Origin of the sequence: Photobacterium sanctipauli, assembly GCF_003026495.1 — a bacterium.
Taxonomy (GTDB): domain Bacteria; phylum Pseudomonadota; class Gammaproteobacteria; order Enterobacterales; family Vibrionaceae; genus Photobacterium; species Photobacterium sanctipauli.
The window spans coordinates 90,509-115,663 of the sequence record NZ_PYMA01000012.1; the positions used below are offsets into that span (position 1 = coordinate 90,509).

Below are 25,155 nucleotides of genomic sequence, written 5' to 3' on the forward strand. Positions count from 1 at the left end.
GATAGCGGCTCCTTAACAACTGCCAGTGCAGCAACAGTTATTAGATTCAGCATTGGCTTCCTCTGCTTGTTCCTTTTCGCCTTGGCTTGTTTTTGGCTTATTACCAGCCGCCATCAGGGCAAGTTCGGTACGCGTAGGGTAGGTACCATAGCTGACTAGCTCGCCGTCACGAAGAATGATAGGTAGCGCGTCTGTTTTATGGGCTTCTAGTAAGGCCTTAACGGTGAGGTTGCCTGCGAAAGCGGCAGGTTCTTGAGCCAGGTTATGGCGGGTAACGGCATGGCCTTGGGATTCAAGGAATTGCAGATCAGCAGAAAAGACCGATAATTTCTGATCTGGCTTAGGACCACAGACACCAGAAGAACAACACATTGCAGGGTCAAAAACTGTAATATTAGACATGGTTCGGGTTCCTTCTTTTTTCACGGAGAGATTGTGCAAACAGAAGTGATGCACAATAGAAAAACCTAAGTGGTAGTCGTTGTTGGTAGCAGTTTTAGCCCCAGTGTCCTGGGGCTAATCAATGGTAATTAGTAGGCGTGCGCCGTTGGGAATTTGTCGCGAGTACGGTTAGCGTAAGCAACCAGTGCCAACATAACCGGTACTTCTACCAGTACCCCAACCACGGTTGCCAGTGCAGCACCTGAGTGAAGGCCGAATAGGCTGATGGCAACGGCAACGGCTAGCTCGAAGAAGTTAGACGCACCAATCATACCGCCCGGGGCTGCAACACGGTGTGGTTCTTTCCACTTGAACATCCAGTAATACGCGATAGCGAAGATCAAGAATGTCTGGATGATCAGCGGGATAGCAATAAGAACGATGTCCAGTGGGTTCGCCAGAATTTGAGGCGCCTGGAAACCGAATAGCAGAACAACTGTGCTGATAAGGCCAAGGATAGACAGTGGTTTCACCTTGTTGCCAAAGCGCTGTAGTGCATCTTCTGTACGCAATATCTTACGTGTCAACAAGCCAGCAATCAGTGGGATCACGATGTATAGCACCACTGCAATAATCAAAGTACTCCAAGGCACTGTCACGTCAGTGACACCTAGCAAGAATGCGGCTAGCGGAGCAAAGGCGACAACCATGATCAGGTCGTTAACTGCGACTTGAACCAAGGTGTAGTTAGCATCACCTTTGGTGAGTTGGCTCCATACAAATACCATTGCCGTACAGGGTGCGACACCAAGCAGAATCATACCGGCAATGTACTCGTTAGCCAGATCTGGGGTGATAAGACCCATAAGATCGCTAAAGAAGTATTTGATGAAGACCACGCCCAAAAATGCCATGGTAAAAGGCTTAATTAGCCAGTTAACCGTCAGCGTAACAATCAAACCTTTAGGACGGCGGTGGATGTTTTTAACCGCAGTAAAGTCAATCTGCATCATCATTGGATAGATCATTAACCAGATCAGCACAGCAATGATGAAGTTGATATTGGCGTATTCTAATCCGCCCATAAAGGCGAAAAGATCAGGAAATGCGGTGCCACCAAGCAGACCAGCAACCATGGCTAAGCCAACCCAGACACTAAGGTAACGCTCAAATATGCCCATTATAAGTACCTTGTTAATCGGTTATCGTCGAATAACGATATAAGTATCAATAAAAAATGCCTGAGAGAAAATCCTATCAGGCACCCCATAAATTTAGTCGAGATAGCCCAGTAAATCTTTCATGCGCTGTAAGGCTTCTGGCTTGAGGCTAAAGCACGTACGAGGATGCTGTACTTCTGCATGAACCAAACCTGCTTGCTTGAGTACACGCAGGTGCTCAGAAATGGTGGATTGTGCAAGATCCAGCTGATCCACAAGATCTGAACCAAGACACTTATTGCTAGCAAGAATTTTTAGCAATCGTACACGGGCTGGATGGCTAATGGCTTTCGCAAAAGCAGCTAGCTCTACCTCAGTGGCTTCATCCAGTTCAATAGGGTCAAGGTTGGTCAAACAATCAGCCATAAGATTCAATTCACTGTATTCATCGTTAAATTACGATTAATGGTAAGACGGTGCTTTCGACTTTGCAACTACTTTTCTCGAAATATCGAAAATTCATCGGGCAGGAGGGTTAGAGATATTTAGTGCTTTGTTCCATTACCTCCGATTTTCATCAAAGTTTCACACTCTCTGCTTGAAATTACGTTGTTATGTTATAACATACGCGCGCTTAGAGGGAGAGCTGTTATGTTATAACGTAATTGCTGCATGAAATTTGCTAAATGTGTCATGGAATAATGAATAATTTGCGCTACGTACCGATTGGTACATTTTTATTATGTGTGGGGAGCGTATCCGCTTCTGAAGTAACAGATGAAGTCATGGTGGTTACCGCCACTTCTTATCAAACAAAAGCATCAACAGCACCAGCCAGTGTTTCAGTTGTCACGCAAGAAGACTTGGCATTGATGCCGTATAACAATCTTGCTGATGCGCTTACAACGACACCGGGTGTACATATTGCTGATCTGGGTCAGGGGCGAAAAGGCATTGAAATCAGGGGGATGGATGTTTCCCAAAGCTTGATACTGATCGATGGCCGTCGGGTAAGCCGAGCATCGGATTTGCTTGGGCATTCAAATATTGAACTGCAAAACATTCCAGTATCCGATATCGAGCGTATTGAAGTTATCAAAGGGCCGATGTCGGCACTGTACGGCTCTGATGCTTTGGGCGGTGTGGTTAATGTGATTACAAAACCAACCACCAATGAATGGCAGGGCAGTGTTCGCGGTGGGGGCTCGACCGTGATTGATGAGTCGGGTAATACAGCGAACATTGAAGTGAACACTTCTGGCGCCATCATTGAAGACAAGCTTTACCTGAAAGTGAGCGCAGGCCACGCCTACCAAGGGCTAATCAAAAGCCGGAACCACGAGCACGAAACCGATATTGCCGGCAACCGCAATACGTTTGTCGATGCTGAATTAAAGAGCATTCTAACCGAAAAACAAGAACTTGATCTTTTTGTACGCGTTGGCGAAAACGAAACATGGTATGACTATATCCCTACCAGTGGTGACGGCGAAGGCTTAAAAACACGCAGCACCAATGTGTTTGATACATTGGATTACGGGGTGACGCATTCGGGTTATTGGGACTTTGCTGATACACAACTTCGAATCTATGGTTCACGCGTTTCTCAAACCAATGAGAAGAATGTTGGTACTCCAAACACCGCCAATGATGTCGATGAAGATGTAATTGATGGTTATGCCCAGTTTTATGCGCATGACGCCCACCATGTCACTGTTGGCGGGCAATGTAGCGAACAGCGCTTGAAGAGTGCAGATCTAACTTCTGGCAAAGACTCCGCCGATCAAGCAGCCTTGTTCCTTCAAGACGATATTTCGTTAAACCAACAACTTTCGTTGTTGCTCGGTGTTCGCTACGACGATCATTCTGATTTTGGTAGCCATGTATCACCACGCGCTTACTTGGTTTATGCGCCAAGCGATAACTGGACGCTAAAAGGTGGCTATGGCGAAGGCTTTAAAGCCCCAACGATTAAACAGCTTTCACCTGAATACCTAAGCGTCGGCACGGGGCGACCTTTCGATATTCGTGGTAACGAAGATTTAGAGCCAGAAGTTAACAAGTCGTATGAAGTTTCAGCTGAGTACCGCAGTAGCCAGTGGGGAAGTACATTAACCCTGTTCCAAAACGATGTTGAAAATTTGATTGATGTCTCTTGTGTTGAAGGGTGCTCCGGCAGACCGCAACCGGGTAAGACTATCTATGAGTACTTCAATATCAACCAAGCCGAGATCAAAGGGTTGGAGTGGGCTGGCCATGTGGCATTGTCACCGGCATTTGATGTCAATATGAACCTGACGTTGTTGGATGCGACAGACAAAGATACTGGAAAAACCATCGATAGTAAGCCGGAGTCTCAGGCATACCTAGCGTTGAACTGGCATGCGACTGATCAACTGATTACCCAGGTAAGCATGCGTTATACGGGTGAGCAAACCTATGAAGATAACGATCTCCCGTCTTACCAGGTGTTTGACTTAGCGGCTAACTATAAGCTATCAGATATCGATTTCTCGATGGGGGTATCTAACGTGTTTGATACTTACCTAGCCGATAAATCTGAGCATTTCACCTATGCGATTCAACCGCGACAGGTGTACTTGAACGGTACGCTTAGGTTCTGATCATGCATGATTCTCTAATTAAAGCAGCTAAATTATTTAGCTGCTTTTTGTCACTTTTTACCTTTAGTGTGTCGGCGACCACGGTTGCCATCGTGCACACTGATTTTGTTCCGTCCAGTAAAATTGAGCGCTTAACTCAGTATGGTCAGTCGCAACAAGTCAATGTGGTGAGTATTACGCCAGCCACCTTTAACTTGAAGCAGCTGGCTGACGTCGACTTTGTTATTGCCGATACCCCAAGAATGCCAGATAGGCAACGGTTAACGGAGATCATGGCTTCGCTACCACAACACATAGATTGGGTCATGCTGGGGGGAGGACCACCAAGCGCATCAAGCCGTGTTGAGCCACCGTTTAACCGCCTATTGATGAGCTATTACCTAAACGGTACGTCGCGCAACTTTACCAACTTGTTCGCAGCCATTGATGCGCGCCAACAAGGTGAAAGTTGGCAAGGGCTTCCCAAGGCTGAGCGAATTCCGTCTTATGGTATCTATCATGATGAAAGTGTTGTTCCAAGCCTGAGCCAATACCTTAACCAAAAAGGCAATGATGCGACTTTACCGATCATTGCTTTTGCGATAAGCCGAAACCAAATCATTAACCAAGAATTCGAGCCGCTGGAGCAGCTGATTGAGGCAAGTAAAAAAGCAAGCCTAACCCCGGTTCTGTATTACTTGGATGATGAACACGGGCTTGATTGGCCCTGGGAACAGTACAAGCCTGCAGTGGTTGTTAACCTGACTCACCTACAGCAAGGAGATAAGCGCCAAGCAGAAATGAAGCGCTTGAATGTGCCGGTTATACAAACCCTGCATTATCGCGATGGCGATATGGATGACTGGCGAAAGAGCGATGTGGGTATTGATCAGCGAAGTGCTTCGGTGATGCTCTCAACCACAGAAACATGGGGGCTTACCGACCCATTGGTTATTTCAGCCGATAAAGACGGTGATAAAGCGTATATACCCGAGCAGCTTGAATTACTGTTTGGTCGTGCTCATGCCTATCATCGCCTTCAAAGCAAGGGGAATAATGATAAGGCGCTGGCAGTCATGTTTTGGAATGCCCCTCCCGGCGCAGAAAATATCTCTGCATCCAACCTGAATGTGCCTCTCAGTATTAAAAGTATTGCTGATGGCCTGAAGGCGGAAGGCTTCAACATACCAGACATTGACGAACAGCAGATGATTGCTGACGCGAAGCAGCTTTTGTCCGGTTACTATAATCCGAGCAAGATCGATACCCTTTATGAAGATCAGTATGCTGCTGCATTGCCGTTACGTAGCTATCTAAATTGGTATTGGCGACTGCCCCTTGATACACAGCGGTTTGTGAATCAGTGGTGGGGACACCCGATGAAGTTCGAAGGGCTATCGCAGGTCAATGGCGAGCCGTCATTTGTCTTTCCTATCCTAAAGCGTGGCAACTTATGGCTATTGCCGCAGCCTCCGCGTTCGGGAGCGGTTGGGCATGCTATTCACTCGGTTAATGAGCCACCCAACCACCTCTATTTAGCGGTGTATTTGTGGTTACAGCTACAACATCAAAATAATCACTTGGATGCTTTAGTGCACCTTGGCACCCATGGTTCCCAAGAGTGGACGCCGGGTAAAGCGAGAGGCTTGTCTCATCACGACATCCCGTATATGACACTGGGTGATCTACCGGTATTTTATCCCTATATACAAGACAATGTTGCTGAAGCTATTCAAGCTAAACGACGTGGGCGGGCAACCATTATCAGCCATCAAACACCCACTTTCGGGCCTGCTGGACTGTATGGCGAGTATGTTGCGTTAAACAGCCTACTGGGCGATTACCAAAATGCTTTACCTGGCTCGGTGAAAGACGAGCTGAAAGCGGCATTGACCAGCAAGATGGTTGAACTCAATGTGCTCACTGACATAGGGATAGCGAGTGAGGCGCTTGAACAAGATTTCGAACAGGTGCTAGCCACACTTGAGGAGCATATTGATCGCCTGGCTTCCTCGGCAGTTCCACTTGGTTTGCATGTCTTTGGCCAGCGTAAATCAGAGCAAGAGTTGCTTTATACCGTGCTGCAACAGCAAGGTGATGAACTCATTAGCCAGTTTGAACCTGATCCCCAAGTGTTTTGGAAGCGCTTTGACGGTAGTCTGGAAGCGCTTGATCAAACCAAGCCGGTTAAGTGGCTGACTTCTGTGCTTGAGGGGAGCCAAACTGACGATCCTGCTTTGCAACCTTTCGCTGAGTCGGCGGCAGCGGCTTTTGCCTCATTGGCAAATAATGGCGAGCTTGAAAGTTTGGTGAACGGCCTATCCGGCGGTTTCATTCAGGCCGGGGCTGGTGGTGATCCGTTAAGAAACCCGTCAACGACCAGCGGAACGAACTTGTTCGGTTTTGATCCTGCTAAAGTGCCAAGCCCTGCGGCCTATCAGGCAGCCAAACAAGAGCTGCAGAACTTGCTTGATGCACATATGGCAGAAAATGGCGAGTATCCACAGAAGGTTGCCTTTTCTTTATGGGCGGGTGAAACACAACGTCACTTCGGTATGCTCGAAGCCCAAGTTCTCCATGCGCTAGGTTTGGAGCCGGTTTGGGACAGGGGGGGTAATTTAGTTGATCTGAAAATCATACCTGCTGAGGAGCTTAACCGCCCGCGCATTGATGTGGTGATTCAGGCAACCTCCGTTTATCGGGATCAGTTTGATGGCTTCATGCTCAAGCTGAGTGCGGCCATTGAGGCTATTTCACGACTTGAAGACGGCAATACCGTTGCACAAAACAGTGAGCGTTTAAGTGAGACGTTACGAGAGTTGGGTTATGAGTCAGACAAAGCATCGAAGCTCTCTGCATTGCGCATTTTTAGTAACGAGCCGGGCGACTATGGCAGCGGCGTTAATGATCTTGCGATTCAATCCCAAGATTGGGAGAGCGATGATGCCTTGGGCAAGCAGTTTACCAACCGACTTCAATATGCCTACGGCAGCGAAGTGTGGGGCGAGAAACTAGGGGATGTAAATCTGTTCGAGTCCCAACTTGAATCTGTGGATGCTGCCGTTATGACGAGAACTAGCCGTTTGCATGGTTTGCTGTCAACGGATCATCCATTTGAGTACCTGGGCGGATTGGCAGCGGCGGTAAGGAATGCGTCAGGCAGCAGTCCTTCGCTTTATGTGAATGATCTGCGCCAATCCGAAGGGCGAACAGTGTCTGCTGACAGTTTTATTGCCGAGGAACTCAACGCTCATTATATGAATCCGGTTTGGATCAAGGCCATGCAAAATGAGGGGTATGCCGGTGCACTGAATATGTTGGACATTACCAACAACTTATTTGGTTGGCAGGCAACAGCCCCTGAGACGGTCAATGATCACCAGTGGGAAGCCCTCAGCGAAGTGTATATCGATGATAAGCATGACTTGGGGATCAACGAATGGTTTGAGCAGCATCAGCCAGCAGCTCAAATGCAGATCATTGAGCGTATGTTAGAAGCGGCCCGAAAGGGCTATTGGGACGCTGACGAAGAACGCTTGCGTACATTGATCGAGCGACACCAAGCACTTGAACCTATGGTTGAGTATCACCAAGCCCATGAGGTTACCCAGCAGTATATCGAGCAGACTGCGATGGGGTTTGGTCTTAGCGGTGCTGAAGGGCAAGCTCCAACGGAGCCTGTGTTCTCTGGTCAAGTCATGCAAGAAATTCCAGCCTTTGAAGCACCGACATTCAATGACCGTCAAATGATGATGCTCATCCTCTTCGTCTTACTTTGCATCGCTGCAGGGGCAGCAAAGCAGCATTTTATTTATCGAGAAAACTAGAATGAATCAGTTAGAAACAATCATTTATCAATTTGCCAATTTATTTATGCAGCCTGTGATGGTGTTGGTCATTATTGCTGTTGTGTACTCGTTGTATGCACTGGGCCGCTTTGGCATGGAATATATCCAGCGTCAGCGTAAAGGGTATGTGTCTGTGTTGCATCGTTATGCCAAAGAAAAAAATGTTTATCAAAGTGATCAGCTTGAACTGTGGATTATTAAACAATTAGAGCCATTGCGACTGATCAGTCGCTCGGGTCCAATGTTGGGGCTGGTAACCACCATGATAGCTATCGGCCCGGCATTGGTTGCAATGGGTGAGGGGGAGATCGACAAAGTCGCACAAGAGATGATTGTGGCTTTTTCAGCGTCTATCTTGTCCTTAATAGCAGCGAGCATTACGTTTAGCATTATGACGGTACGCCGTCGTTGGATGTTGGAAGACATGTGCATGATTGAAGAAAAGGAGCAGGCTTAATGCGTTTTCTTGAATCAGATGAACAGGATGATCCAATTCTATCCGTTGTGAATATGGTGGATCTATTTGCTGTGGTCATGGCGTTCTTGATGATACTGAATGTGACGGGCAGCCAGCTCCCTGAAAACTCTGTGTTAATCGAAAACCCGGGTGAAGAAAACATGCGTATCACCATTAAAGATGGTGAAAACATGACCCGCTATGAAACGTCAAATGAGATAGGGGAAGGAACAGGCCGGATCGCCGGGCAAACCTACATGCTTGATGATGGACGTCTTATCTACGTGCCTGCCGAAACGACAAATAGCAATTAAGTCGATGTAATGATGAGCCGTTTAGTCTTGATCTCAAGCTAAACGGCTTGTTTATATATCCAAGCTGCATCTTGAAGTCGCTTGGGTATAATTGTTGGTGATATTTGTAGCAGGATCCCAAATCAAGATGTATTACGCTTAAATGAGAACAATAACGGGTGTCCGTCTAATTTGTGACTCAGCGAAAGCAAGAGGGATCAGTGTCTCAGATTGTTTAGAAGGAACGGGCATAACTGAGCAAGATCTTCAGCAGGACGATCTTAAGCTGTCCAGCCAGCAAGAAATCACTGTCATAGAAAACTATGTTGCCTTAGCGAAGGATAGCATCGGGCTCGGCGCTGAAATTGGCTCACAAATGCATGTTAACGTGTTTGGGATATGGGGCTTTGCTATTTTAACCAGTCCGACAATGCGAACTGCATTCTCAACGGCGATAGACTACGTTCAGCTTTCTTTTGTGTTGGCAAAATTAGTGTTTAAAGAGACAGATGAAGGGGGAGAGCTTGTTTTCGATATGAGCGAACTTCCCAGCGCTATTGAGCCTTTTGTACTTGAAAGGCATGCCATGGTCACCCTTAATTTCTTCAAGGAAGGGGTATCACAGTCCGTACTCTCCGATCTTTACCTCAAAACGACCATTTCTGAACCAGGCCACCTAAAGCAACTGTCAGACGTGCTCGGCATCAAGGTGAAAGGAAGCATGGATTGCCATTCCCTTGTTATTCCGCAGTATCTGTTAGATTTACCTCGCCCTAAAAGTGACCCTGTCACACTTAAGTTTTGCCTAGAGCAGTGCGATGCAATGCTAAGTCAGGAATTAGCAACAGAAGCCCAGCCAAATGAAGAAAAGCTAATTGAAGAAAAGCCGTGGACAGAAAGAGTGAAGGAAGTGGTGTTAGACGATATCACGATAGAAAAAACACTCAATATGGTGGCTAGTCAGCTTTCGGTGACCGAGCGTACCTTAAGAAGAAGATTAAGCGAAGAGGGAACGACATACCGAGAGCTGTATGCTGATATTCGGCTAACCATTGCCAAGCAACTGCTTGAGGCATCATGCCTAAATGTCGATACAGTCTCGTGGCGAGTAGGGTACGCCGAACCCGCTAGTTTTGTTCGTGCTTTCTCGAAAAAGTTTGGCTGTTCTCCTGGTAGTATCAAGAAGCACTGCTAAGGTCTGGTACAAAAGCATGATGCCAACACCAATAAAGGCGAAGGCATCACTTACTATTGATAACGACGATTGAGCAACGTTAAAACTTCTTCAATCGCTTAAGTTGGAAGTTGATGAAGGCGTTGAACAGCTTATTGCCCCATGGCGCAGCAATGTACTGGCTAGCATCAAATCGGCCTTTAACGACGATCGACTTCGCTTTCGAGAAGTTCAAAAAACCTTCTTTGCCATGGTAGTGCCCCATGCCTGAAGAGCCAACACCACCGAATGGCATATCGTCGACCATGGTGTGGGTCATGACTTCATTAATGCAGACACCGCCCGAGTGGGTGCGACGAATGACCTTGTCTATACGGTTTTTATCCCAATCAAAATAGTACAGTGCAAGTGGACGATCATGGTCTTGGACGTACTGAATCGCATCGTCAAGCTCATCGTATGGCAGGATCGGTAGGATAGGACCGAAGATCTCTTCTTTCATGACCCGCATATCTGATGTTGCACCTTTCACCACATGCATGGGTAATTTGCGCGTGCCTGAAAAGTCCTCATTGGCTGGGTTGATGACAACCACTTCAGCACCTTTTTCTTTGGCATCATGAATGTTGTCGAGCAAGCGATCACGCTGTCTTTCAGTGATGATAGAGGTGTAGTCGTTATTATCTTTCAGGGTTGCGTAGTGTTTGGCAATCGCTTCTGAAAAGGCAGCAGCGAAACTATCTACCTTATTGCGTGGTACCAGAATGTAGTCAGGCGATACACAAACTTGCCCTGCATTCAAACCCTTGCCAAAGGCGATGCGTTTGGCGGCTTCTTCGATTGGAAAATCATCATGAATGATCACCGGGGATTTACCGCCAAGCTCTAGGGTGACAGGGGTTAGGTTTTTCGCTGCGGCTTGCATAACAATACTGCCAACCTGAGTTGAGCCGGTAAACACGATATGGTCGAAAGGTAACTGGGTAAATTCAGTGGCGACTTCCACGCCGCCGTTGACCACTACGATTTCATCCGAGGTGAAGTATTCGGCAATCATCTCTTTCATCAGCGCACCGGTTGCAGGGGCAAACTCAGACGTTTTTATCATAGCCAAGTTGCCTGCAGCCAGTGCGCCAGCCAATGGTGACAATCCGAGGAAGATAGGGAAGTTCCATGGCACCACAATGCCCACGACACCCAAAGGTTGATAGTGAACTTGGGTGCTTGCGCCAAAAAGCATTAGCGGTGTTTTTCGTGATGAGGTTTTCATCCATTTGCGAAGATGCTTTTTGTTGTAATGGATCCCTTCAAAAATTGGCAGCAGTTCGATCATGAGGGTTTCAGCGCTGGAGCGGCCATTAAAATCACGATCAACCGCTTCGATAAGACGATCCTGATAAGCGACCAAGGCTTGGTGCAAGCGTTGAAGGCGCTCGATGCGCTGTTCGGCGCTGGGAGATGGGGCTTGCAAAAAAGCGTGCTTCAAGTTGTCCAAAGCAGGGCGAAGGGCGGTTTCTGGTTGGACGATATCTAGAATTGGCTGAGCTGACATATCTGACTCCTCAATGAATCATTTGTATTTATAAGCCAGATTATGTCGTTGGCAACAGGGCAATCGAATGTTGATAGAGGACAATTTGTTGTCCATAGCGGCCAAATCAGCCAAGCAGCTTACGTATGAATATGTAACTGACTCATGAATGTGGCCGCAGTTGTTCATTATGGCTGGGAGTATGGTGCTTGATGGAGGCGGTTAAAAATTTTGTCTAAATAGCTCAATCAACACTTTTACTTTTTCAGGTAGATAAACCGAAGATGGATAAACCAATGTCAGGCTATGGTCGGGGTATTCAAATGGGGGAAGAACTTCAACCAGTTGGCCGTCCTCCATGGCTTTTCTAGAGTGCGCTTCTGGGATAAACGCAATCCCACTCCCGGCAATGGCCATGGTTCTTAGCAATGTTAGGTCATCTGACTGGACTGAAATATGAAGCTCGCTCGGAAGCAACCCGGCATTGTAGCGGTTGGTTAATAGTCGATGCGCTTTCAAATCTGCCAATGACGCTATGGGAGGAAACTGAGATAAATAGGCTTTTGAGGCAACTAAATGGCTGCGGTAAGACAGCAAGCTAAATTGGATGTAGCTATCGTCGCTGACTTTTACCACGCTTGGTAATAGCTGTAAATCAAAGGCTTGCCTTTTAAGATCAACACTCTCTTGGTGGTTTTCGATCTCGACGCGAATGTTGGGGAAGCGCTTGGTGTATTCAGTGATCACTTCGTTGAAGGCTGAAAGCGTCATGATTGCTGTTGGTATTGCCACTCTTATCGTGCCAGCAAAGTTCGATTGTTGCTCGCAGAATACTTTTAACCCTTGCTGAAGGAGTTCGATAGGCTGAGATGCCATATCGTAGAGTTGTTTTCCTTTGTCGGTCAGCTCAATGGTTCTGGTTGTGCGTATCAGTAGCTGGCAACCAAGTGCTGATTCAAGCTCCTGTAAGCGCCGGCTGATCTTGGAACGCTGTAAATTATTCGCAGCGGCCGCCGCGCTGATCCCGCCATGCTCAACAGTTTGAATAAACAGGCTTATATCATCTAAGTTTAATTTCATTGTCCTATTTTTAGGTCGAAAGTGTGCCAGTTATCATTCTACTTTAACACAGTTGAATTCTTTATAATCCGCGAAAATTCGTATATTGGAGTGAAGGATGAACGCTGACAAACAATTTAAACTTTGGATGCGCACACTTATTGTCCTGTTTATTGTGCTATTTGCATACGTTATTACTGCTGACCGACATGCACCGTTTACTACAGAAGGGCGGGTTCAAGGCTATGTTGTGCAAATTGCGCCAGAGGTGTCTGGCAAAATTACCCAAGTGCTGGTTGAGAATAACCAGCGCGTCAGCATGGGCGAACCACTGTTCATCATTGATGATCGAAAATATCAAATTGCGTTAGAAAAAGCGCAATTATCGTTGCAGTCTGCTTTTGAGCAGGAGGCGACACTGTATTCCAAGAAAGAAGCGGCGCTGGCGAATATCAGCCGGGCAAGTGCAAACTATGAGCACGCCAATAAAGAATTCAAGCGCTTGAAAACACTGTCGGATCGAGAAGTGATTTCACATTCCAAATTGGATGATGCCATTGCACAAGTGCGAATTACCAAAGCTACCCTTCGTGCTGAGAAACAGAATCTAAAAGTGATTGAATCACAATTAGGAGACGCTGTAGGGCAGAGCACCCCTGTACTGGCCGCCAAAAATCAAGTTGAAAGGGCTGAGTTGGATCTTGCCAATACGGTTGTGGTCGCGCCAAGCAATGGGGTGGTAACCAACTTGCAATTGGAAGAAGGGACTATAGCGAATGCAAACGCACCATTGTTAACGTTCGTGCCTTCTGGCTCTTTGTGGCTAACTGCTGATTTTCGTGAAAAGTCAGTCGCTGCAGTCACACATGACTACGCCGCATGGGTAACGTTCGATGCCTATCCAGGGGAGATTTACACGTTCAACCTTAACAGCCGAGACTTTGGTGTCGCAACAGCCCAGCAGCAGCCGAATGGGTTATTGACGCAAGTCGAGAGTAACAACCGCTGGGTACGTGATGCGCAGCGAACCAGAATTAATTTAACCAGTGAAGCGTCAATGCCGAGCGCACTTTTTGTTGGTTCGCGAGCCACTGTTGTTATATTTCCTGAGAAAAGTGTGTTTTGGACAACCATGGCGAAGATCCAAATCAAGCTCGCCAGTTGGCTTCACTTTATTTACTAAGGCGTGCTCATGAAAACACTGCGGATCTGGTTCGGTTGTGCCTTGGGCTTAGCCCTGAGTATGTTGTTCGATTGGTCATACGGCTTTTTCGCCATTATGCTGCCGCTGTTTATGCTTGGTAAAATGGATAAATTCAGCTTTGCTGCCCACGCCATGGTTTTTGTGTCAGCAGTTTGGACAACCCTGCAAGCTACTTTTTTGATAGAGCTATTCCAATCTCAACCCGTGTTACTCACGGTTATGGTCGGCATCATGATGCTTGTGAATTGTATCGCAATGATGAAGCCGACAACTTATCTGTTTGGCTTCGTTGGTTTGTTTGTTGGCTCTATCGTGCTGAGTTTCGCCAGTTACGATTTCATTGATATCGAAGACTTTAACGTTAACCTTTGGGTGATCACGGTGGCCAATATTGGTGTTTGTGCGCTGGCCTATTATCTTTTTCCCGAGCAACCGCAGAGCACCCGTGAGAAGATAAATACGCCAGTAAAGCAAGACAAGGACTACACCGCGCAAGTAGCGCTTGGCTGGGTCGTGGTAATGGTGGCTTTTATCGTATTTCAAGTGGCCGACTTATACGACTCACTTTCTGCACTTGCATCCATCATTATCTTATTGACGCCAATGACACTGGCAGGCTCGATGGGGGTAGCAAAGATTCGGATAATCGGTACTGGCTTGGGCTGCATGGCTGGGGCGGCAGTTCAAATATCTCTTGGCAGGTGGTTTGGTAATGGCATGCTGTTTTGGTTAGCTTTTACCATTGCAATGGGGTGGTTTTGCCACTGGCAAACCAAAGGCGAGATCAAATCGGCAATTGGTTTTTCGGCTATGTCTGCATTGGCAGTACCTTTAACCACTTCGTTGGTACCGGAGCAACAAGATGCTTTTTTCTCGATACTTTATCGCTTTAGTTCGATATTCGTCGCGGTAACACTCACCGTCATGTTGATTTGGGTTGTTCATCACTGGCTTCGGGTGTGTTGGCTTCGATAATGTCGAACGCTAAGTTGGTGGAAGGATAACCTGTAAAATCGACAAGGATTTCTGGGATATGTATAAACATCCTCTTGCCTGAATCCATACAATGCTCTCATTCCTTGCAAATCTGATTGAGAGAATCTGCACATGACTAAAGCAAACTGGAACACAGAAATGATTGGCGATCAGACTGGTCGACTAGTGGTAATTACTGGCGCTACCAGTGGTATTGGTAAAGAAACGGTGAAAGTGCTGGCAGGTAAATATGCCACGGTCATTATTGGCGCACGGAACCTTGAAAAAGCAGAAGGCGTTATAGAGGAAATCAAAGTCCAATACCCTAACGCCAATCTATCAGCGAGAGAGCTAGACCTAACCAGTTTGGTTTCAGTTAAAGCATTTGCAGATTCTATTCTGACGGATTTCGATAAACTGGATGTATTGATCAACAATGCGGGAATCATGGTTTGCCCATACGCTAAGACTCAAGATGGTTTTGAAATTCAAATGGGTACCAACCACCTTGGTCATTTTGCCCTAACAGGCCGTTTGATGCCGCTCCTAAAGCAAACCGAGAAGTCACGTATTGTTATTCTTTCTAGCTATGCACATAAGTTTGGCGATATAGATCTATCTGATTTGAATTGGGAAACACGTGAGTACAATACCAATAAGGCTTATGGTGACAGCAAAATTGCCAACCTGTATTTCTTGTATGAACTCGTTAGCCGACTAGCCAATGAAAGTACAGGTGAAGGTTATACACCTATTGTTTCTGCCGCTCATCCGGGCTGGACAAAAACTGAGTTACAGCGCCATACCAAGCTGGTTGGTTTTTTGAATCATTTCTTTGCACAAGGCGCTGATCAAGGGGCACTACCCACATTAAGAGCCGGTTTTGATGATGAAGTTCGCCCTGGCGATTATTATGGCCCATCAAAGTTTTTCGAGATGCATGGTGCCCCAGTCAAAGTGGCTTCCAATACACTTTCTCATGACAAAGTGATTGCGAGAAAACTATGGGTGCAATCTGAAGCGCTGACTGGTGTAAGCTTTTAGTATTAAGCCCGGCAATACAATACTTTAATGATACGGTAGGAAAGCGAGATACCATGAGTGATATTATTCACCTTAATTCGATATCAGAAACGCATCGACTGCTTGGTTTGGGCAAGCCGAAGCATCCACTTGTGATGGTGATCCCGAACAACTGTGTTCATGCAGATATTGAAAAGGCCAGCTACCGATCTGATTTGTATATGATATCTATGAAAGGCGGAATGTCGGGTTGTATGAAGTATGGTCGAAGCACTTATGACTTTGAAGATGGTGTGATGATCTTTCTTGCCCCAGGTCAGGTAATAGAGCCGACTGATAGTATGATTGAGAAAGATGGGCAGGGGTGGACGCTGCTCTTTCATCCTGATTTGATCCGCCGTTCCTCATTAGGGCAGAAAATAAATCAGTATTCGTTCTTCTCCTATGATGTGAATGAAGCGCTCCATATCTCGGATACTGAAACCCAGACACTCACAGAGTTAATGCATAAAGTTAGCCGGGAGTTGGAGCAGAGCATCGATAGGCATACCGAAAACTTGATTTGCAGTAATATCGAACTGCTACTTGATTATTGCACCCGATTTTATGACCGTCAGTTTTATACACGCTCCAACCAAAACAAAGACACGATCATTGAATTCGATGCTTTTCTTAGGGACTACTTCAAAAGCGATATGGTGTTAGAGCAGGGGATCCCTAGCGTGGCTTATTGCGGCAAAGCATTGGGTGTAACGCCCAATTACCTGAGTGATTTGCTAAAGAAGGAGACGGGAAAAACGGCCAAAGAGCATATTCATCTATTCATCATTGAATTGGCGAAAAACAAACTACTGGGCTCTGAAGCCACGATCAGTCAGATCGCTTTCGATCTTGGATTTGATTATCCTGCACATTTTACCAAGTTGTTTAAAAAGTCAACGGGGCTGAGTCCTTCCCAGTTTCGAAAGGTAAGCTAGTTGATTGAACCAATAGCTGTGAGCATTCAATATAAGTCATTTGGCGACAATTAAATCCGGCCCTATTTCATTTAAGATTGTTACTGCTAGAATTGCCCCGACCTCGCGTTAACAGCGCTGGTTGCATAAACGATACTGACAACCTGAATATTGCTTTATTTTGTTGTCGGCATGATCTTAGCCGATTGGATGTTGGCTCGTGATTGCCAGAGCAGTGATTGTGGCTCACCTTGAAACAGGTAGTAGGCAGTTAGTGAATAGTTAATCCTTACGCTAAGCACCAGATCAGCCCGCGTTTTGCGGGCTTTTTTGCGCTTGAAAACGAGCAACATGGAAAAAATCGATTTAGAATACGAGTTGAAGGCCATCAATAACACTTTGAAAAGCCTTAATGCCATTGAAAGCCGACTACGAGAAAAAGAAAATGAATTATTGGATTTACTCAAGACAGCTTCCAGAGAGTTGGCAAGTACTGAGTTTGTAAAAAAGGAGACTTTATATCATCGTGCTTGGCTTCTGAATGAAATAAGGGTGAGGGATAAGAACGATTAACTCATATAACTAACCGATTATTATTCGCTTCGAAATAAATTGAGTTTCACACTTATAGCAACATTAAGTTAATCCCATTTATGCATTTTTAGGCATAGCTGTAAGTTGGCTTAAAGTCACTAAAGTGTAAATGAAGTGTGATATGTATACAGTTTTCTGCGTTTAACCATTGCACGAGATACATAAGCTGGATAATTATTTCGCCCCGTAAAACAACTTTACGGCCAGGGATAATTGATATGAAACTTAAAAAATTGATGAGTGCAGCTATTATATCTGTTGCAACTCTCAGTTCATTTTCTAGTTTTGCTGACACAGCGCATGTAGATAAGATAATTGAGCGGCTTCAAAATGCGAATGATCATCGAGATCACGTAATGATTGTTGCACACCGTGGTTTGTGGATTAAAAATGGCGAACCGATCTACGCTGAAGGGTCTATAACGGCAATTGAGAAAGCAATCGAACTTGGAATTGAAGCCATTGAGCAAGATATTCGAAGGACTAAAGATGGCGTATTAATCGGTATGCATGACGAAACACTCGACAGGACAACTACTTGTACGGGTGCCGTTGCTGAAAAATTGTGGGCCGAACTTCAGAAATGTCGTCTAGTTATTACGGATAACCTTGGAAATAATCGTATCGAGACAGAAGATAAGATTCTGACTCTTGAAGAAATTTTTTCTGCGATTAAAGGTGACATTCTACTTAACCTTGATAATAAGATAGGTGTAGAGTATTTTCCTGAAATGTTTGAACTTGCTAAACAAGCGGGTGTAGAGCATCAAATCCTTGCAACAATTAATCAAAATGACGAAGAGCAGCGTAAAGCTGCGACCAAAATGGTTGCTTCCTTAGAAGGCTCAAAAGCAAACTTTTTACCGAATTTATATGATTCACATGTTGATCTAGATGTTGTTAATCGCTCTTTAGAAGAGTTTACTCCAGCAGCGATTCAACTACGAAATTACCATGCTCCAGATGGAAAAATAACAATGGATGGAGGAGTACTTTTTAGTGCTGAGTCACGTAAACTAGCAGAGAAGTATAATACGCATATGTGGATTAATACACTCTACACATATAGAGAGATGGCTGGAATGCGCTCTGGTGGACGTGGCGATGAGATGGCTGTTTACGCTAATCTTCCGTCTGAAGTTTATGGTTTTTGGGTAGATAAAGGCGTAACAATATTCCAAACAGATGAGCCAGAGTTTGCAATGAAATGGCTTCAAGAAAATGGATATCGTCAGCCATATAACTAGCTGAATTAATGATATAAAGTTTTGCCCAAGCATACTGCTCATATAAGTATGCTTGGAGCTCAAAAGTATCGAGAGTCGAGCCAATGCAGCCAATGCAGCCAATGCAGCCAATGCAGCCAATTGCCAAGAGTGTACCCTAGTAATCCAGCAATAAGCTGGCCATTGTCATCATGGACATAAGCACTAAAGTAGTCTTGCTATTCTATCTCTGAGCCATCGGGTGATCTGGGTTCAGCTGAAGCAGGTCCCATAGGTTACCGTATAAGTCTTCGAACACCGCGACGGTCCCGTAGTCTTGCTCCGCTGGTGGGCGAACGAAATTGATACCAATGGATTTCATACGTTCATAGTCACGCCAAAAGTCATCGGTACTAAGGAAAAGGAAGACCCTTCCTCCGGTTTGATTACCGATGAAATCGTGTTGCTCTGGTTTCGATGCTTTAGCCAGTAACAAAGTGACCCCGTTAGAATTCGGTGGGGAAACCACAACCCAGCGCTTATCCTGCTCTGGCTGGTAGGTATCTTCAATTAGCTCAAATTGTAACTTATTCACATAGAAATCAATGGCTTCATCGTAGTCTTCAACGACCAGAGCAATATGGATAATGCCTTGTTTCATATGATTTTCCTATTATATAGCTAAACGAGAGCCGATGTTCTTAGTTGGTGAATCATATCGTATTGGCTGGAAGTACTTAACCACCGATAAGGCAATTTTCACTCCCTTAAACAGCTATCCAAGTCTGTACTACAGTTGAGTAGAACTTGTTCTTGTCTGATGACCGGTAAAAAAGGAGAGGGTGATGCGTCTAATCATGAAGTTTTCAATTCCTGTGGTGAAAGGGAATGAAGCGGTATCCGATGGCAGCTTGAAGGTTGCATTTCAGAAAATGGTGGAGCAACTTCAGCCTGAAGCAGCTTATTTCCACCTGGTGGATGGTTGCCGAGGCGGGACGATTGTGTTTGAAGCAGACGAACCATCGCAAATGGCTGTAACCTGTGAACCGCTTTTTGCGGCATTGAATGCAAAGATCGATATCCAGCCAGCCATTAGCTTGGATGAGTTATTGGAAAAACTGTAAAACCTTTCGTGTTCATATGTGCCTTCATTCGATGCTAATAAGTTGTATTTTCTGACTTTGGAACCGTCCTCATTAGAAAATGGGGACGCAATCACAACGCTCGCTTAGCTTAATTAAGCAAGTTGCTACTCATTTTATCCTGGCATGATAAATGTCTAAGCGCTTTATTCCGATATCCTCCCACCTTCAGGTAAGTCTCAACGGATATAGGTTGTTGCTCAAAATACTCAACCTTTAGTTTTGACTGTGGTGAATAAAGTCTGCGTCATGAGTTCTGCTGTTATGCTTTTATCAAAAAACAACTTTTTTTGGGTCGGCGAGTTACCGGATCAATACTGTAGTGAAAGCTTTTTGCATGTGCAGAGTATTGATGAAATCCCTTTAGAATTTGGTGGCATGGTTTGCATTAGCTATCAAGATGGTGGTCAAACAGATGAAGCCCTTAAGCGGTTTTATCAACAAACCGGTCGTTGGTCTTGGTGTGTTTACGTGACTGATTCAACACCGTACTCAGAATGTGTGACTGACGGTGTCTTTGAAGAAGAAGTAGCACTTCATGAATGGCAAGAAGTTCGGCGTAGGCTTGAGGCAATGCAAGATTATCAGTCAATTGATCCTATTATCGGTTGGCTAGGTGTTAATCGTCGTCGTCGTATCATGGCGCTAAAGCGTCTTGAGTCTTCCACTATATACTCTTACCCAATCATCGATTTATTCTTCCCTGATGTTTATTCGACATATCGGTATGTCCTTTCCGAACAAAATCGAGGGGTACTCGAAGCTGAACATTTAATCTCTCGCATACGGGTATGTTCAAACTGTAATAGCGGTCATCTCAATTATGTCGAGGTTTGTCCTGAGTGCAGCAGTATTGATATCGATTCACAAAGCTCTTTGCACTGCTTCACTTGTGGCCATGTTGGTGATCAGCAAAGCTTTCAACGCCGCGGTAAGCTTGAATGCCCTAAGTGCCTAACGCAATTACGTCATATAGGCGTGGACTACGATCGGCCTTTAGAAAATCATGTGTGTAATAGCTGCACGAGTTTATTTGTTGAAGCGGCGACTATCAGCCAATGTTTAAGCTGCGATGAGAAGATCAAGGTCGAAGAGTTGGTTATTCGCAAATTATACCAACTCAAATTGGGCGAGGTGGGGGAGTACGTTTCTACCAGTATTACAGCAAAAGCTGTCGACACTTGGTGAATTGATTGAAGAGAGTAACTTTGAGCTAAGCGTTTTCTCATGGGAGTTGCCAGATAGCGCTATTGAAGGCGGTGTTGACCTTTGGGCGGAAGCTTTAGTAGGTGAAATCTATGCTGCAAGATAGTCTTGTCTTACTCGACTATTTAAGGGGTATGCTGTTAGAAAATGGGGAGTTATGGTTCTTGCTATTCCCTGTGATGATTTTGATTGAGATGCCGTTATACCTGTTGGTATTAACTGGCATTTTCCGTTGGTCGCATTCATTAGGCCCTCAGGATCTCACACGTTTTCCCTCAATTAGTTTTGTGATTACTTGTTATGGGGAAGGGGACGCGATTGGAATCACCATTGATACACTGGTTGAGCAAGTGTATCCAGGTAAGATCGAGATACTTGCCGTAGTTGATGGCGCAGTACAAAACCATGATACCTATCAAGCGGCATTGGCAGGTGAAAAACGCCATGCGGGTGTAAGAAATCGTAAAGTGCGGGTATTGCCCAAATGGCAACGGGGGGGGCGAGTCTCGACGCTCAATGCCGGTTTGTCAGTTGCCTGTGGTGAGATTGTGATTAACGTTGATGGTGATACATCATTTGATAATGACATGGTTTACACCATGATGAAGCAGTTTGAATCAACAGACGTTATTGCAAGTGGGGGGGCGTTAAGGGTACGAAACCATGATGCTAATATCCTTACTAAGATGCAGTCGCTTGAATACATGTTGTCTATGCAAGCAGGCAAGACCGGCATGGCAAAGTGGGGAGTGTTGAACAATATCTCTGGTGCTTTTGGCGCATTTCGCAAGAGCTTGCTTAAGCAAGTTGGAGGGTGGGATACCCATACCGCCGAAGATCTTGATTTGACGATGCGACTAAAGCAATACAAGCGACGTTATCCAAAGAATCAGCTGGCCTTTGCAACTCATGCCATTGGTCATACGGATGTCCCCGATACGTTGAAAGGCTTGGTTATGCAGCGTCTGCGATGGGATGGCGATCTACTATTTCTATTTTTGCGAAAACACAAGAAAGGATTATCTCCCTCTTTGCTCGGGTGGGGTAACTTTCTTTTCACCTTAACTTATGGGGTTTTGCAAAATGTGTTATTGCCATTTCTAGTGGTGATTTTTACTTTCTATATGCTGATTTTTTATCCCCTAAAATTTGTGCTCGCGCTATCCATCGTTATTTATTTTGTCTACCTGCTGCTTTCTGCATTGTTATTTATTGTGTATATCGGCTTAGTCTCTGAGCGCAGGAAGGAGGATCTGAAATTTGCAAAGTGGTTACTTCTGTACCCTATTTACCAATTTGTTATGAGGCTAATTAATGCATTTTCAATGGTGAATGAAGTGGTAAGGCGCAGTCATGAAGAGTCGAGCATGGCACCGTGGTGGGTATTGAAACGTGGGAAAAAATTCTAGCATGAAAGTTAATTTTCACTTAGACAAACAGCAAAAGCCACAATCGGAAAGTGGAATGAAGGTCGTATATGGCCAGGCGAAGCGTGGGGGATACCGCTTACGTTGGTATTTGATCTTAATGATTGTAATTAGCCCATTGCTGTTTATGGTCTATTACTTGTTTCGTACTCACGTGTTTGTGACTGCACCTGCAATAGTTACATCATACCCACTCACGGTAACAGCGACACAATCGGCTGTTGTTGGGCCTATTCCTGTTGAAGTGGGCGGTGATGTCGAGAGGGGGCAATCCTTGCTTTTACTTGGTAGCAAGGCCTTGGAGGAGGAGGTAACGTTTATTCAACGGGAGCTATTAAAACTGTCGGATGATCAGGTGAAAAATACCGATGCGCTTTATTTGGATGCGATTGCCAACACCCAAGAAACCCTTGAAAAAGTAGAACAAATTCAAAGTAATTACGATGAGTTTCGAAAAAAAGGGCAAGTGTCCGAAGTTGACTATGCTTCTGTTGTGAGTGTCAGTAATGCACTAAATAGCCAATTGAGTAACCAAAAGATTGCCTATGCAGATGAGTCTCGTCATATACAAGAACAAAAGTTAGCTGGACCAGTTTCCCAAGAGTACCGTGCATTAATGAGAGAGCTTGTCGTTAAGCGTGCGCAGCAAGAAAGTTTGACGCTCCGTGCCCCTTTTGAAGGCCGCGTGTTGGATATTTATGTCCATGAAGGGCAGCGCGTAACTGAAAACACGCCATTGTTAACAGTTGCCCGTAACATAACACCAGAGATCACTGCTTTTCTTAACCCTAAGTACCTTGAATATACGCGCTTCAATACTAAGGCAAAAGTGGTTTTTCCAGATGGTAAAAAGTTTGCCACAACGGTGACTAGGCCAGTGGAGGTAGTCAATAAGCTTCCTCAAGAATTGCAAAGCCCATTTGAAGGGCAACCTGCTTATTTAAAAGTGACATTGAGTTTCGACGAACCTCTGCACAAGAGCCAATGGATTGAAGGCGTGGAAGTCGAGGTGCGGTTTTAGTTATGGGCACATTGCGTATGTGCCCAAACTAGCAGAGTGTTAACTAAACACAACTTCCTGCTCTTTAACGCTACTGCGAATAAAATGGAGAAAATCGTCGGCGGAAAGCGGTGGTGCGTAGAAGTAGCCTTGGTGTAGGTACACATCGAACTGGTTGAGATAGTTGACCTGCTCTTGGGTTTCAACACCTTCTGCCACCATGGTTAAATTGGCGGTTTTTGAAAACTTGATGATCCCTTCGAGTACCTCATTGCTGACTTCTTTTTTTCCAACAGTATCGACAAAAAGGCGATCAATTTTCAGTACGTTAAAGCCGAGTTCTTGCACATAAGAAAAGCTACCATAGCCCGTACCTGCATCATCAAGTTTGATGGTGATACCAGCAGCAGAAAGTAACTTGAGGTAGCGTTTGACCCTAGGTATGTCTTTAAATGGCTCTCGCTCAGTGATCTCAATGGCTATATTTAGTTCATTCTTAAATAGGGCAATTGCAATGAGCTTATTGATAAAAGACGGTCTTTCAATTTGCGACGGCGTGACATTGAAAGCGTAAATAGTATTACCTACTTCAGGGTGCTTCAATTTATATTGAACAGTTTGCTGATATAGAGAGAAGAATAGATCATCGATCAAACCACTCGACTCTGCTAATGGGATAAATTGAGCTGGTGGAATGACTTTTCCGGCAACTATCCATCGTGCTAACACTTCGGCGCTATGTATTCGACGAGTCTTACTGTTCATAATCGGTTGAAAGTAAGGCTTTACCTGAGATTTGCTTATTGCTTCTTTTAATTCATTATAAAATGACTTCCGGCGGAATAATCGAATAATAAGTAAAGTACTTAATAAGGAAGCGGTGAGAGCAATTAATAACGAAACAGTCAGTGCTTTATTATTAATGTAGTGCTGGACGTTGCTTTCAATAAAGGTAATGCCAATATCCATGCCGCCCAATTCAATTTTACTATCAACATACTGAAAAGCATCAGAAGAGGGTAGAGATAGCATTAGGCAGTTACTGCATTGCTCAATGGAAGAGGCGAGATATCGCAGATCAAGCGCGGCATATACCGTTTTATCTGGAGCTGTTGTGACTATCGCTAGCTCAAAGTGATTTTTTAAAAGCTTAACTTCTAGCAGAAATGCATCAGGAAACCATTGCTGCCTTGAGGTGACATTGAACTTGTTGTTGTACTTGGTATTGTTGAGGTAAGGGCGACTGGTACAGATCGTTTTGTCATTATTAATCCAGCCTAAATAATCGATAGTAAAGTTAGCACGTTCTAGGTCGGTGATTTTGGCCTGAGTGCCAGGATCACAGGTTTTTAATGTATAGCTCAGCTTTTGTATCTGCTGATAAGTTATTTCAGACTGCTTAAAAATTGTTCGCTTGAGTTCTTCAGTGATGTCAGTTTTGTATTTTGTCTCTAACGACCAAGTTAGTACTGGGTAAATTAGCGTCGTCACAATAAGTGGCAGTAAAATCAAGCCAATAGATGTGATGACTAATTTGTTATGAAGTATGTTGCTTAGCTTGGTCATTATTTTCTCGAAATGGTGTCCTCTCGGTGATTATATACACATATAAGAATATATGTCTAAAGTATTAGGCTTGCTTATATGTCATTTTTATATGATGGGAGGATCAGTTTATTAGATTGAGTAAAAGCGAGCAAGATCTATAAAGTGTTATTTGTTTTATAGGCTAAGGTGGCATAAAAGAAAGTGTGTTTAATACTTTGTTGCATAAGGATATTGAGCGAAATTCCAATGGCTAAGACGATGATTATCCTTTGGTGTATTTAAGTGATAGCTTTTTAGTGATCGTTTTTAGGGATAGCTTTTTCTTAGCAATGTGTGCTCTGGGGCTGCCAAACCATATTGATTGTGATT

General features: G+C 44.9%; 22 protein-coding genes. 15 read left to right on the top strand and 7 right to left on the bottom strand.

The features are described from left to right. Positions 1 to 12: 12 nt before the first annotated feature. The 3 genes from arsD to C9I98_RS17600 all read right to left on the bottom strand — a co-directional run bounded on the left by arsD (position 13) and on the right by C9I98_RS17600 (position 1,967). Positions 13 to 402: an arsenite efflux transporter metallochaperone ArsD gene (arsD, locus tag C9I98_RS17590; RefSeq protein WP_081879167.1), complete on the bottom strand. Its 390-nt coding sequence runs from the start codon at positions 400 to 402 to the stop codon at positions 13 to 15. 128 nt (positions 403 to 530) lie between these two features. Then, positions 531 to 1,562: an ACR3 family arsenite efflux transporter gene (gene arsB / locus C9I98_RS17595; RefSeq protein ID WP_036832777.1), complete on the bottom strand. Its 1,032-nt coding sequence runs from the start codon at positions 1,560 to 1,562 to the stop codon at positions 531 to 533. A 93-nt stretch (positions 1,563 to 1,655) separates the two neighbouring features. Further along, positions 1,656 to 1,967: an ArsR/SmtB family transcription factor gene (locus tag C9I98_RS17600; protein ID WP_036832776.1), complete on the bottom strand. Its 312-nt coding sequence runs from the start codon at positions 1,965 to 1,967 to the stop codon at positions 1,656 to 1,658. A gap of 275 nt (positions 1,968 to 2,242) precedes the next feature. Between C9I98_RS17600 and C9I98_RS17605 the strand changes: the two genes are divergently transcribed. The 5 genes from C9I98_RS17605 (at position 2,243) to C9I98_RS17625 (ending at position 9,937) form a co-directional block, all read left to right on the top strand. Next, positions 2,243 to 4,165 carry a TonB-dependent receptor domain-containing protein gene (locus C9I98_RS17605; RefSeq protein ID WP_036832774.1) on the top strand — a complete coding sequence of 641 codons (1,923 nt, stop codon included), beginning with the start codon at positions 2,243 to 2,245 and terminating at the stop codon, positions 4,163 to 4,165. A 2-nt stretch (positions 4,166 to 4,167) separates the two neighbouring features. Next, on the top strand, positions 4,168 to 7,971 hold the full coding sequence (gene cobN, locus C9I98_RS17610) for a cobaltochelatase subunit CobN (protein ID WP_036832772.1): 3,804 nt from the start codon (positions 4,168 to 4,170) through the stop codon (positions 7,969 to 7,971). A gap of 1 nt (position 7,972) precedes the next feature. Then, positions 7,973 to 8,449 carry a MotA/TolQ/ExbB proton channel family protein gene (locus C9I98_RS17615; RefSeq protein WP_036832771.1) on the top strand — a complete coding sequence of 159 codons (477 nt, stop codon included), beginning with the start codon at positions 7,973 to 7,975 and terminating at the stop codon, positions 8,447 to 8,449. Beyond that, positions 8,449 to 8,763, top strand: coding sequence for a DUF2149 domain-containing protein (locus C9I98_RS17620; RefSeq protein ID WP_036832769.1), 315 nt, complete (start codon positions 8,449 to 8,451; stop codon positions 8,761 to 8,763). Before C9I98_RS17615 ends, C9I98_RS17620 begins: the two co-directional genes overlap by 1 nt. A gap of 142 nt (positions 8,764 to 8,905) precedes the next feature. Further along, positions 8,906 to 9,937: an AraC family transcriptional regulator gene (locus tag C9I98_RS17625; protein ID WP_036832767.1), complete on the top strand. Its 1,032-nt coding sequence runs from the start codon at positions 8,906 to 8,908 to the stop codon at positions 9,935 to 9,937. Between the two features lie 79 nt (positions 9,938 to 10,016). Here the strand turns inward: C9I98_RS17625 and C9I98_RS17630 are convergent, their stop codons facing one another. Both C9I98_RS17630 and C9I98_RS17635 read right to left on the bottom strand, forming a co-directional pair. Further along, positions 10,017 to 11,468: a coniferyl aldehyde dehydrogenase gene (locus tag C9I98_RS17630; protein ID WP_107272279.1), complete on the bottom strand. Its 1,452-nt coding sequence runs from the start codon at positions 11,466 to 11,468 to the stop codon at positions 10,017 to 10,019. Between the two features lie 201 nt (positions 11,469 to 11,669). Further along, positions 11,670 to 12,527, bottom strand: coding sequence for a LysR family transcriptional regulator (locus tag C9I98_RS17635; protein WP_107272280.1), 858 nt, complete (start codon positions 12,525 to 12,527; stop codon positions 11,670 to 11,672). A gap of 97 nt (positions 12,528 to 12,624) precedes the next feature. Between C9I98_RS17635 and C9I98_RS17640 the strand changes: the two genes are divergently transcribed. From C9I98_RS17640 to C9I98_RS17665, 6 genes are all read left to right on the top strand, one after another. Beyond that, the gene (locus tag C9I98_RS17640) at positions 12,625 to 13,689 is read left to right on the top strand and encodes an HlyD family secretion protein (protein ID WP_036817567.1); all 1,065 of its coding nucleotides are present in this window, start codon (positions 12,625 to 12,627) and stop codon (positions 13,687 to 13,689) included. A gap of 9 nt (positions 13,690 to 13,698) precedes the next feature. Beyond that, positions 13,699 to 14,685, top strand: a complete 987-nt coding sequence (locus C9I98_RS17645; RefSeq protein ID WP_036817568.1) for a DUF2955 domain-containing protein — start codon at positions 13,699 to 13,701, stop codon at positions 14,683 to 14,685. A 132-nt stretch (positions 14,686 to 14,817) separates the two neighbouring features. Further along, complete coding sequence (locus tag C9I98_RS17650) at positions 14,818 to 15,729, top strand: oxidoreductase (protein WP_036817569.1); 912 nt, start codon at positions 14,818 to 14,820, stop codon at positions 15,727 to 15,729. A 53-nt stretch (positions 15,730 to 15,782) separates the two neighbouring features. Beyond that, entirely contained in the window at positions 15,783 to 16,685 is a 903-nt protein-coding gene (locus C9I98_RS17655) for a helix-turn-helix domain-containing protein (protein ID WP_036817570.1), read from the top strand. 330 nt (positions 16,686 to 17,015) lie between these two features. Next, the gene (locus C9I98_RS17660; RefSeq protein ID WP_036817571.1) at positions 17,016 to 17,237 is read left to right on the top strand and encodes a hypothetical protein; all 222 of its coding nucleotides are present in this window, start codon (positions 17,016 to 17,018) and stop codon (positions 17,235 to 17,237) included. A 239-nt stretch (positions 17,238 to 17,476) separates the two neighbouring features. Next, the gene (locus C9I98_RS17665; protein ID WP_051901892.1) at positions 17,477 to 18,505 is read left to right on the top strand and encodes a glycerophosphodiester phosphodiesterase family protein; all 1,029 of its coding nucleotides are present in this window, start codon (positions 17,477 to 17,479) and stop codon (positions 18,503 to 18,505) included. A 202-nt stretch (positions 18,506 to 18,707) separates the two neighbouring features. On the opposite strand, the gene C9I98_RS17670 is transcribed toward C9I98_RS17665, so the two are convergent. Next, positions 18,708 to 19,124: a VOC family protein gene (locus tag C9I98_RS17670; RefSeq protein WP_036817572.1), complete on the bottom strand. Its 417-nt coding sequence runs from the start codon at positions 19,122 to 19,124 to the stop codon at positions 18,708 to 18,710. 184 nt (positions 19,125 to 19,308) lie between these two features. On the opposite strand from C9I98_RS17670, the gene C9I98_RS17675 reads away from it, so the two are divergent. The 4 genes from C9I98_RS17675 (at position 19,309) to C9I98_RS17690 (ending at position 23,259) form a co-directional block, all read left to right on the top strand. After that, positions 19,309 to 19,587, top strand: a complete 279-nt coding sequence (locus C9I98_RS17675; protein ID WP_036817574.1) for a hypothetical protein — start codon at positions 19,309 to 19,311, stop codon at positions 19,585 to 19,587. A gap of 267 nt (positions 19,588 to 19,854) precedes the next feature. Next, entirely contained in the window at positions 19,855 to 20,793 is a 939-nt protein-coding gene (locus C9I98_RS17680) for a TackOD1 domain-containing metal-binding protein (RefSeq protein WP_245907177.1), read from the top strand. 110 nt (positions 20,794 to 20,903) lie between these two features. Beyond that, positions 20,904 to 22,220 carry a glycosyltransferase family 2 protein gene (locus C9I98_RS17685; RefSeq protein WP_036817576.1) on the top strand — a complete coding sequence of 439 codons (1,317 nt, stop codon included), beginning with the start codon at positions 20,904 to 20,906 and terminating at the stop codon, positions 22,218 to 22,220. A gap of 1 nt (position 22,221) precedes the next feature. Continuing rightward, positions 22,222 to 23,259 (top strand): HlyD family secretion protein, encoded by a 1,038-nt coding sequence (locus C9I98_RS17690; RefSeq protein WP_036817578.1) that lies wholly within the window; start codon positions 22,222 to 22,224, stop codon positions 23,257 to 23,259. 39 nt (positions 23,260 to 23,298) lie between these two features. Here the strand turns inward: C9I98_RS17690 and C9I98_RS17695 are convergent, their stop codons facing one another. After that, positions 23,299 to 24,804: an EAL domain-containing protein gene (locus C9I98_RS17695; RefSeq protein WP_051901894.1), complete on the bottom strand. Its 1,506-nt coding sequence runs from the start codon at positions 24,802 to 24,804 to the stop codon at positions 23,299 to 23,301. Positions 24,805 to 25,155: the final 351 nt, after the last annotated feature.

Bases quoted from the DNA above. Each gene is read 5' to 3' on its own strand.
- arsD (WP_081879167.1), bottom strand. From the start codon at position 402: ATGTCTAATATTACAGTTTTTGACCCTGCAATGTGTTGTTCTTCTGGT.
- arsB (WP_036832777.1), bottom strand. From the start codon at position 1,562: ATGGGCATATTTGAGCGTTACCTTAGTGTCTGGGTTGGCTTAGCCATG.
- C9I98_RS17600 (WP_036832776.1), bottom strand. From the start codon at position 1,967: ATGGCTGATTGTTTGACCAACCTTGACCCTATTGAACTGGATGAAGCC.
- C9I98_RS17605 (WP_036832774.1), top strand. From the start codon at position 2,243: ATGAATAATTTGCGCTACGTACCGATTGGTACATTTTTATTATGTGTG.
- cobN (WP_036832772.1), top strand. From the start codon at position 4,168: ATGCATGATTCTCTAATTAAAGCAGCTAAATTATTTAGCTGCTTTTTG.
- C9I98_RS17615 (WP_036832771.1), top strand. From the start codon at position 7,973: ATGAATCAGTTAGAAACAATCATTTATCAATTTGCCAATTTATTTATG.
- C9I98_RS17620 (WP_036832769.1), top strand. From the start codon at position 8,449: ATGCGTTTTCTTGAATCAGATGAACAGGATGATCCAATTCTATCCGTT.
- C9I98_RS17625 (WP_036832767.1), top strand. From the start codon at position 8,906: ATGAGAACAATAACGGGTGTCCGTCTAATTTGTGACTCAGCGAAAGCA.
- C9I98_RS17630 (WP_107272279.1), bottom strand. From the start codon at position 11,468: ATGTCAGCTCAGCCAATTCTAGATATCGTCCAACCAGAAACCGCCCTT.
- C9I98_RS17635 (WP_107272280.1), bottom strand. From the start codon at position 12,527: ATGAAATTAAACTTAGATGATATAAGCCTGTTTATTCAAACTGTTGAG.
- C9I98_RS17640 (WP_036817567.1), top strand. From the start codon at position 12,625: ATGAACGCTGACAAACAATTTAAACTTTGGATGCGCACACTTATTGTC.
- C9I98_RS17645 (WP_036817568.1), top strand. From the start codon at position 13,699: ATGAAAACACTGCGGATCTGGTTCGGTTGTGCCTTGGGCTTAGCCCTG.
- C9I98_RS17650 (WP_036817569.1), top strand. From the start codon at position 14,818: ATGACTAAAGCAAACTGGAACACAGAAATGATTGGCGATCAGACTGGT.
- C9I98_RS17655 (WP_036817570.1), top strand. From the start codon at position 15,783: ATGAGTGATATTATTCACCTTAATTCGATATCAGAAACGCATCGACTG.
- C9I98_RS17660 (WP_036817571.1), top strand. From the start codon at position 17,016: ATGGAAAAAATCGATTTAGAATACGAGTTGAAGGCCATCAATAACACT.
- C9I98_RS17665 (WP_051901892.1), top strand. From the start codon at position 17,477: ATGAAACTTAAAAAATTGATGAGTGCAGCTATTATATCTGTTGCAACT.
- C9I98_RS17670 (WP_036817572.1), bottom strand. From the start codon at position 19,124: ATGAAACAAGGCATTATCCATATTGCTCTGGTCGTTGAAGACTACGAT.
- C9I98_RS17675 (WP_036817574.1), top strand. From the start codon at position 19,309: ATGCGTCTAATCATGAAGTTTTCAATTCCTGTGGTGAAAGGGAATGAA.
- C9I98_RS17680 (WP_245907177.1), top strand. From the start codon at position 19,855: ATGAGTTCTGCTGTTATGCTTTTATCAAAAAACAACTTTTTTTGGGTC.
- C9I98_RS17685 (WP_036817576.1), top strand. From the start codon at position 20,904: ATGCTGCAAGATAGTCTTGTCTTACTCGACTATTTAAGGGGTATGCTG.
- C9I98_RS17690 (WP_036817578.1), top strand. From the start codon at position 22,222: ATGAAAGTTAATTTTCACTTAGACAAACAGCAAAAGCCACAATCGGAA.
- C9I98_RS17695 (WP_051901894.1), bottom strand. From the start codon at position 24,804: ATGACCAAGCTAAGCAACATACTTCATAACAAATTAGTCATCACATCT.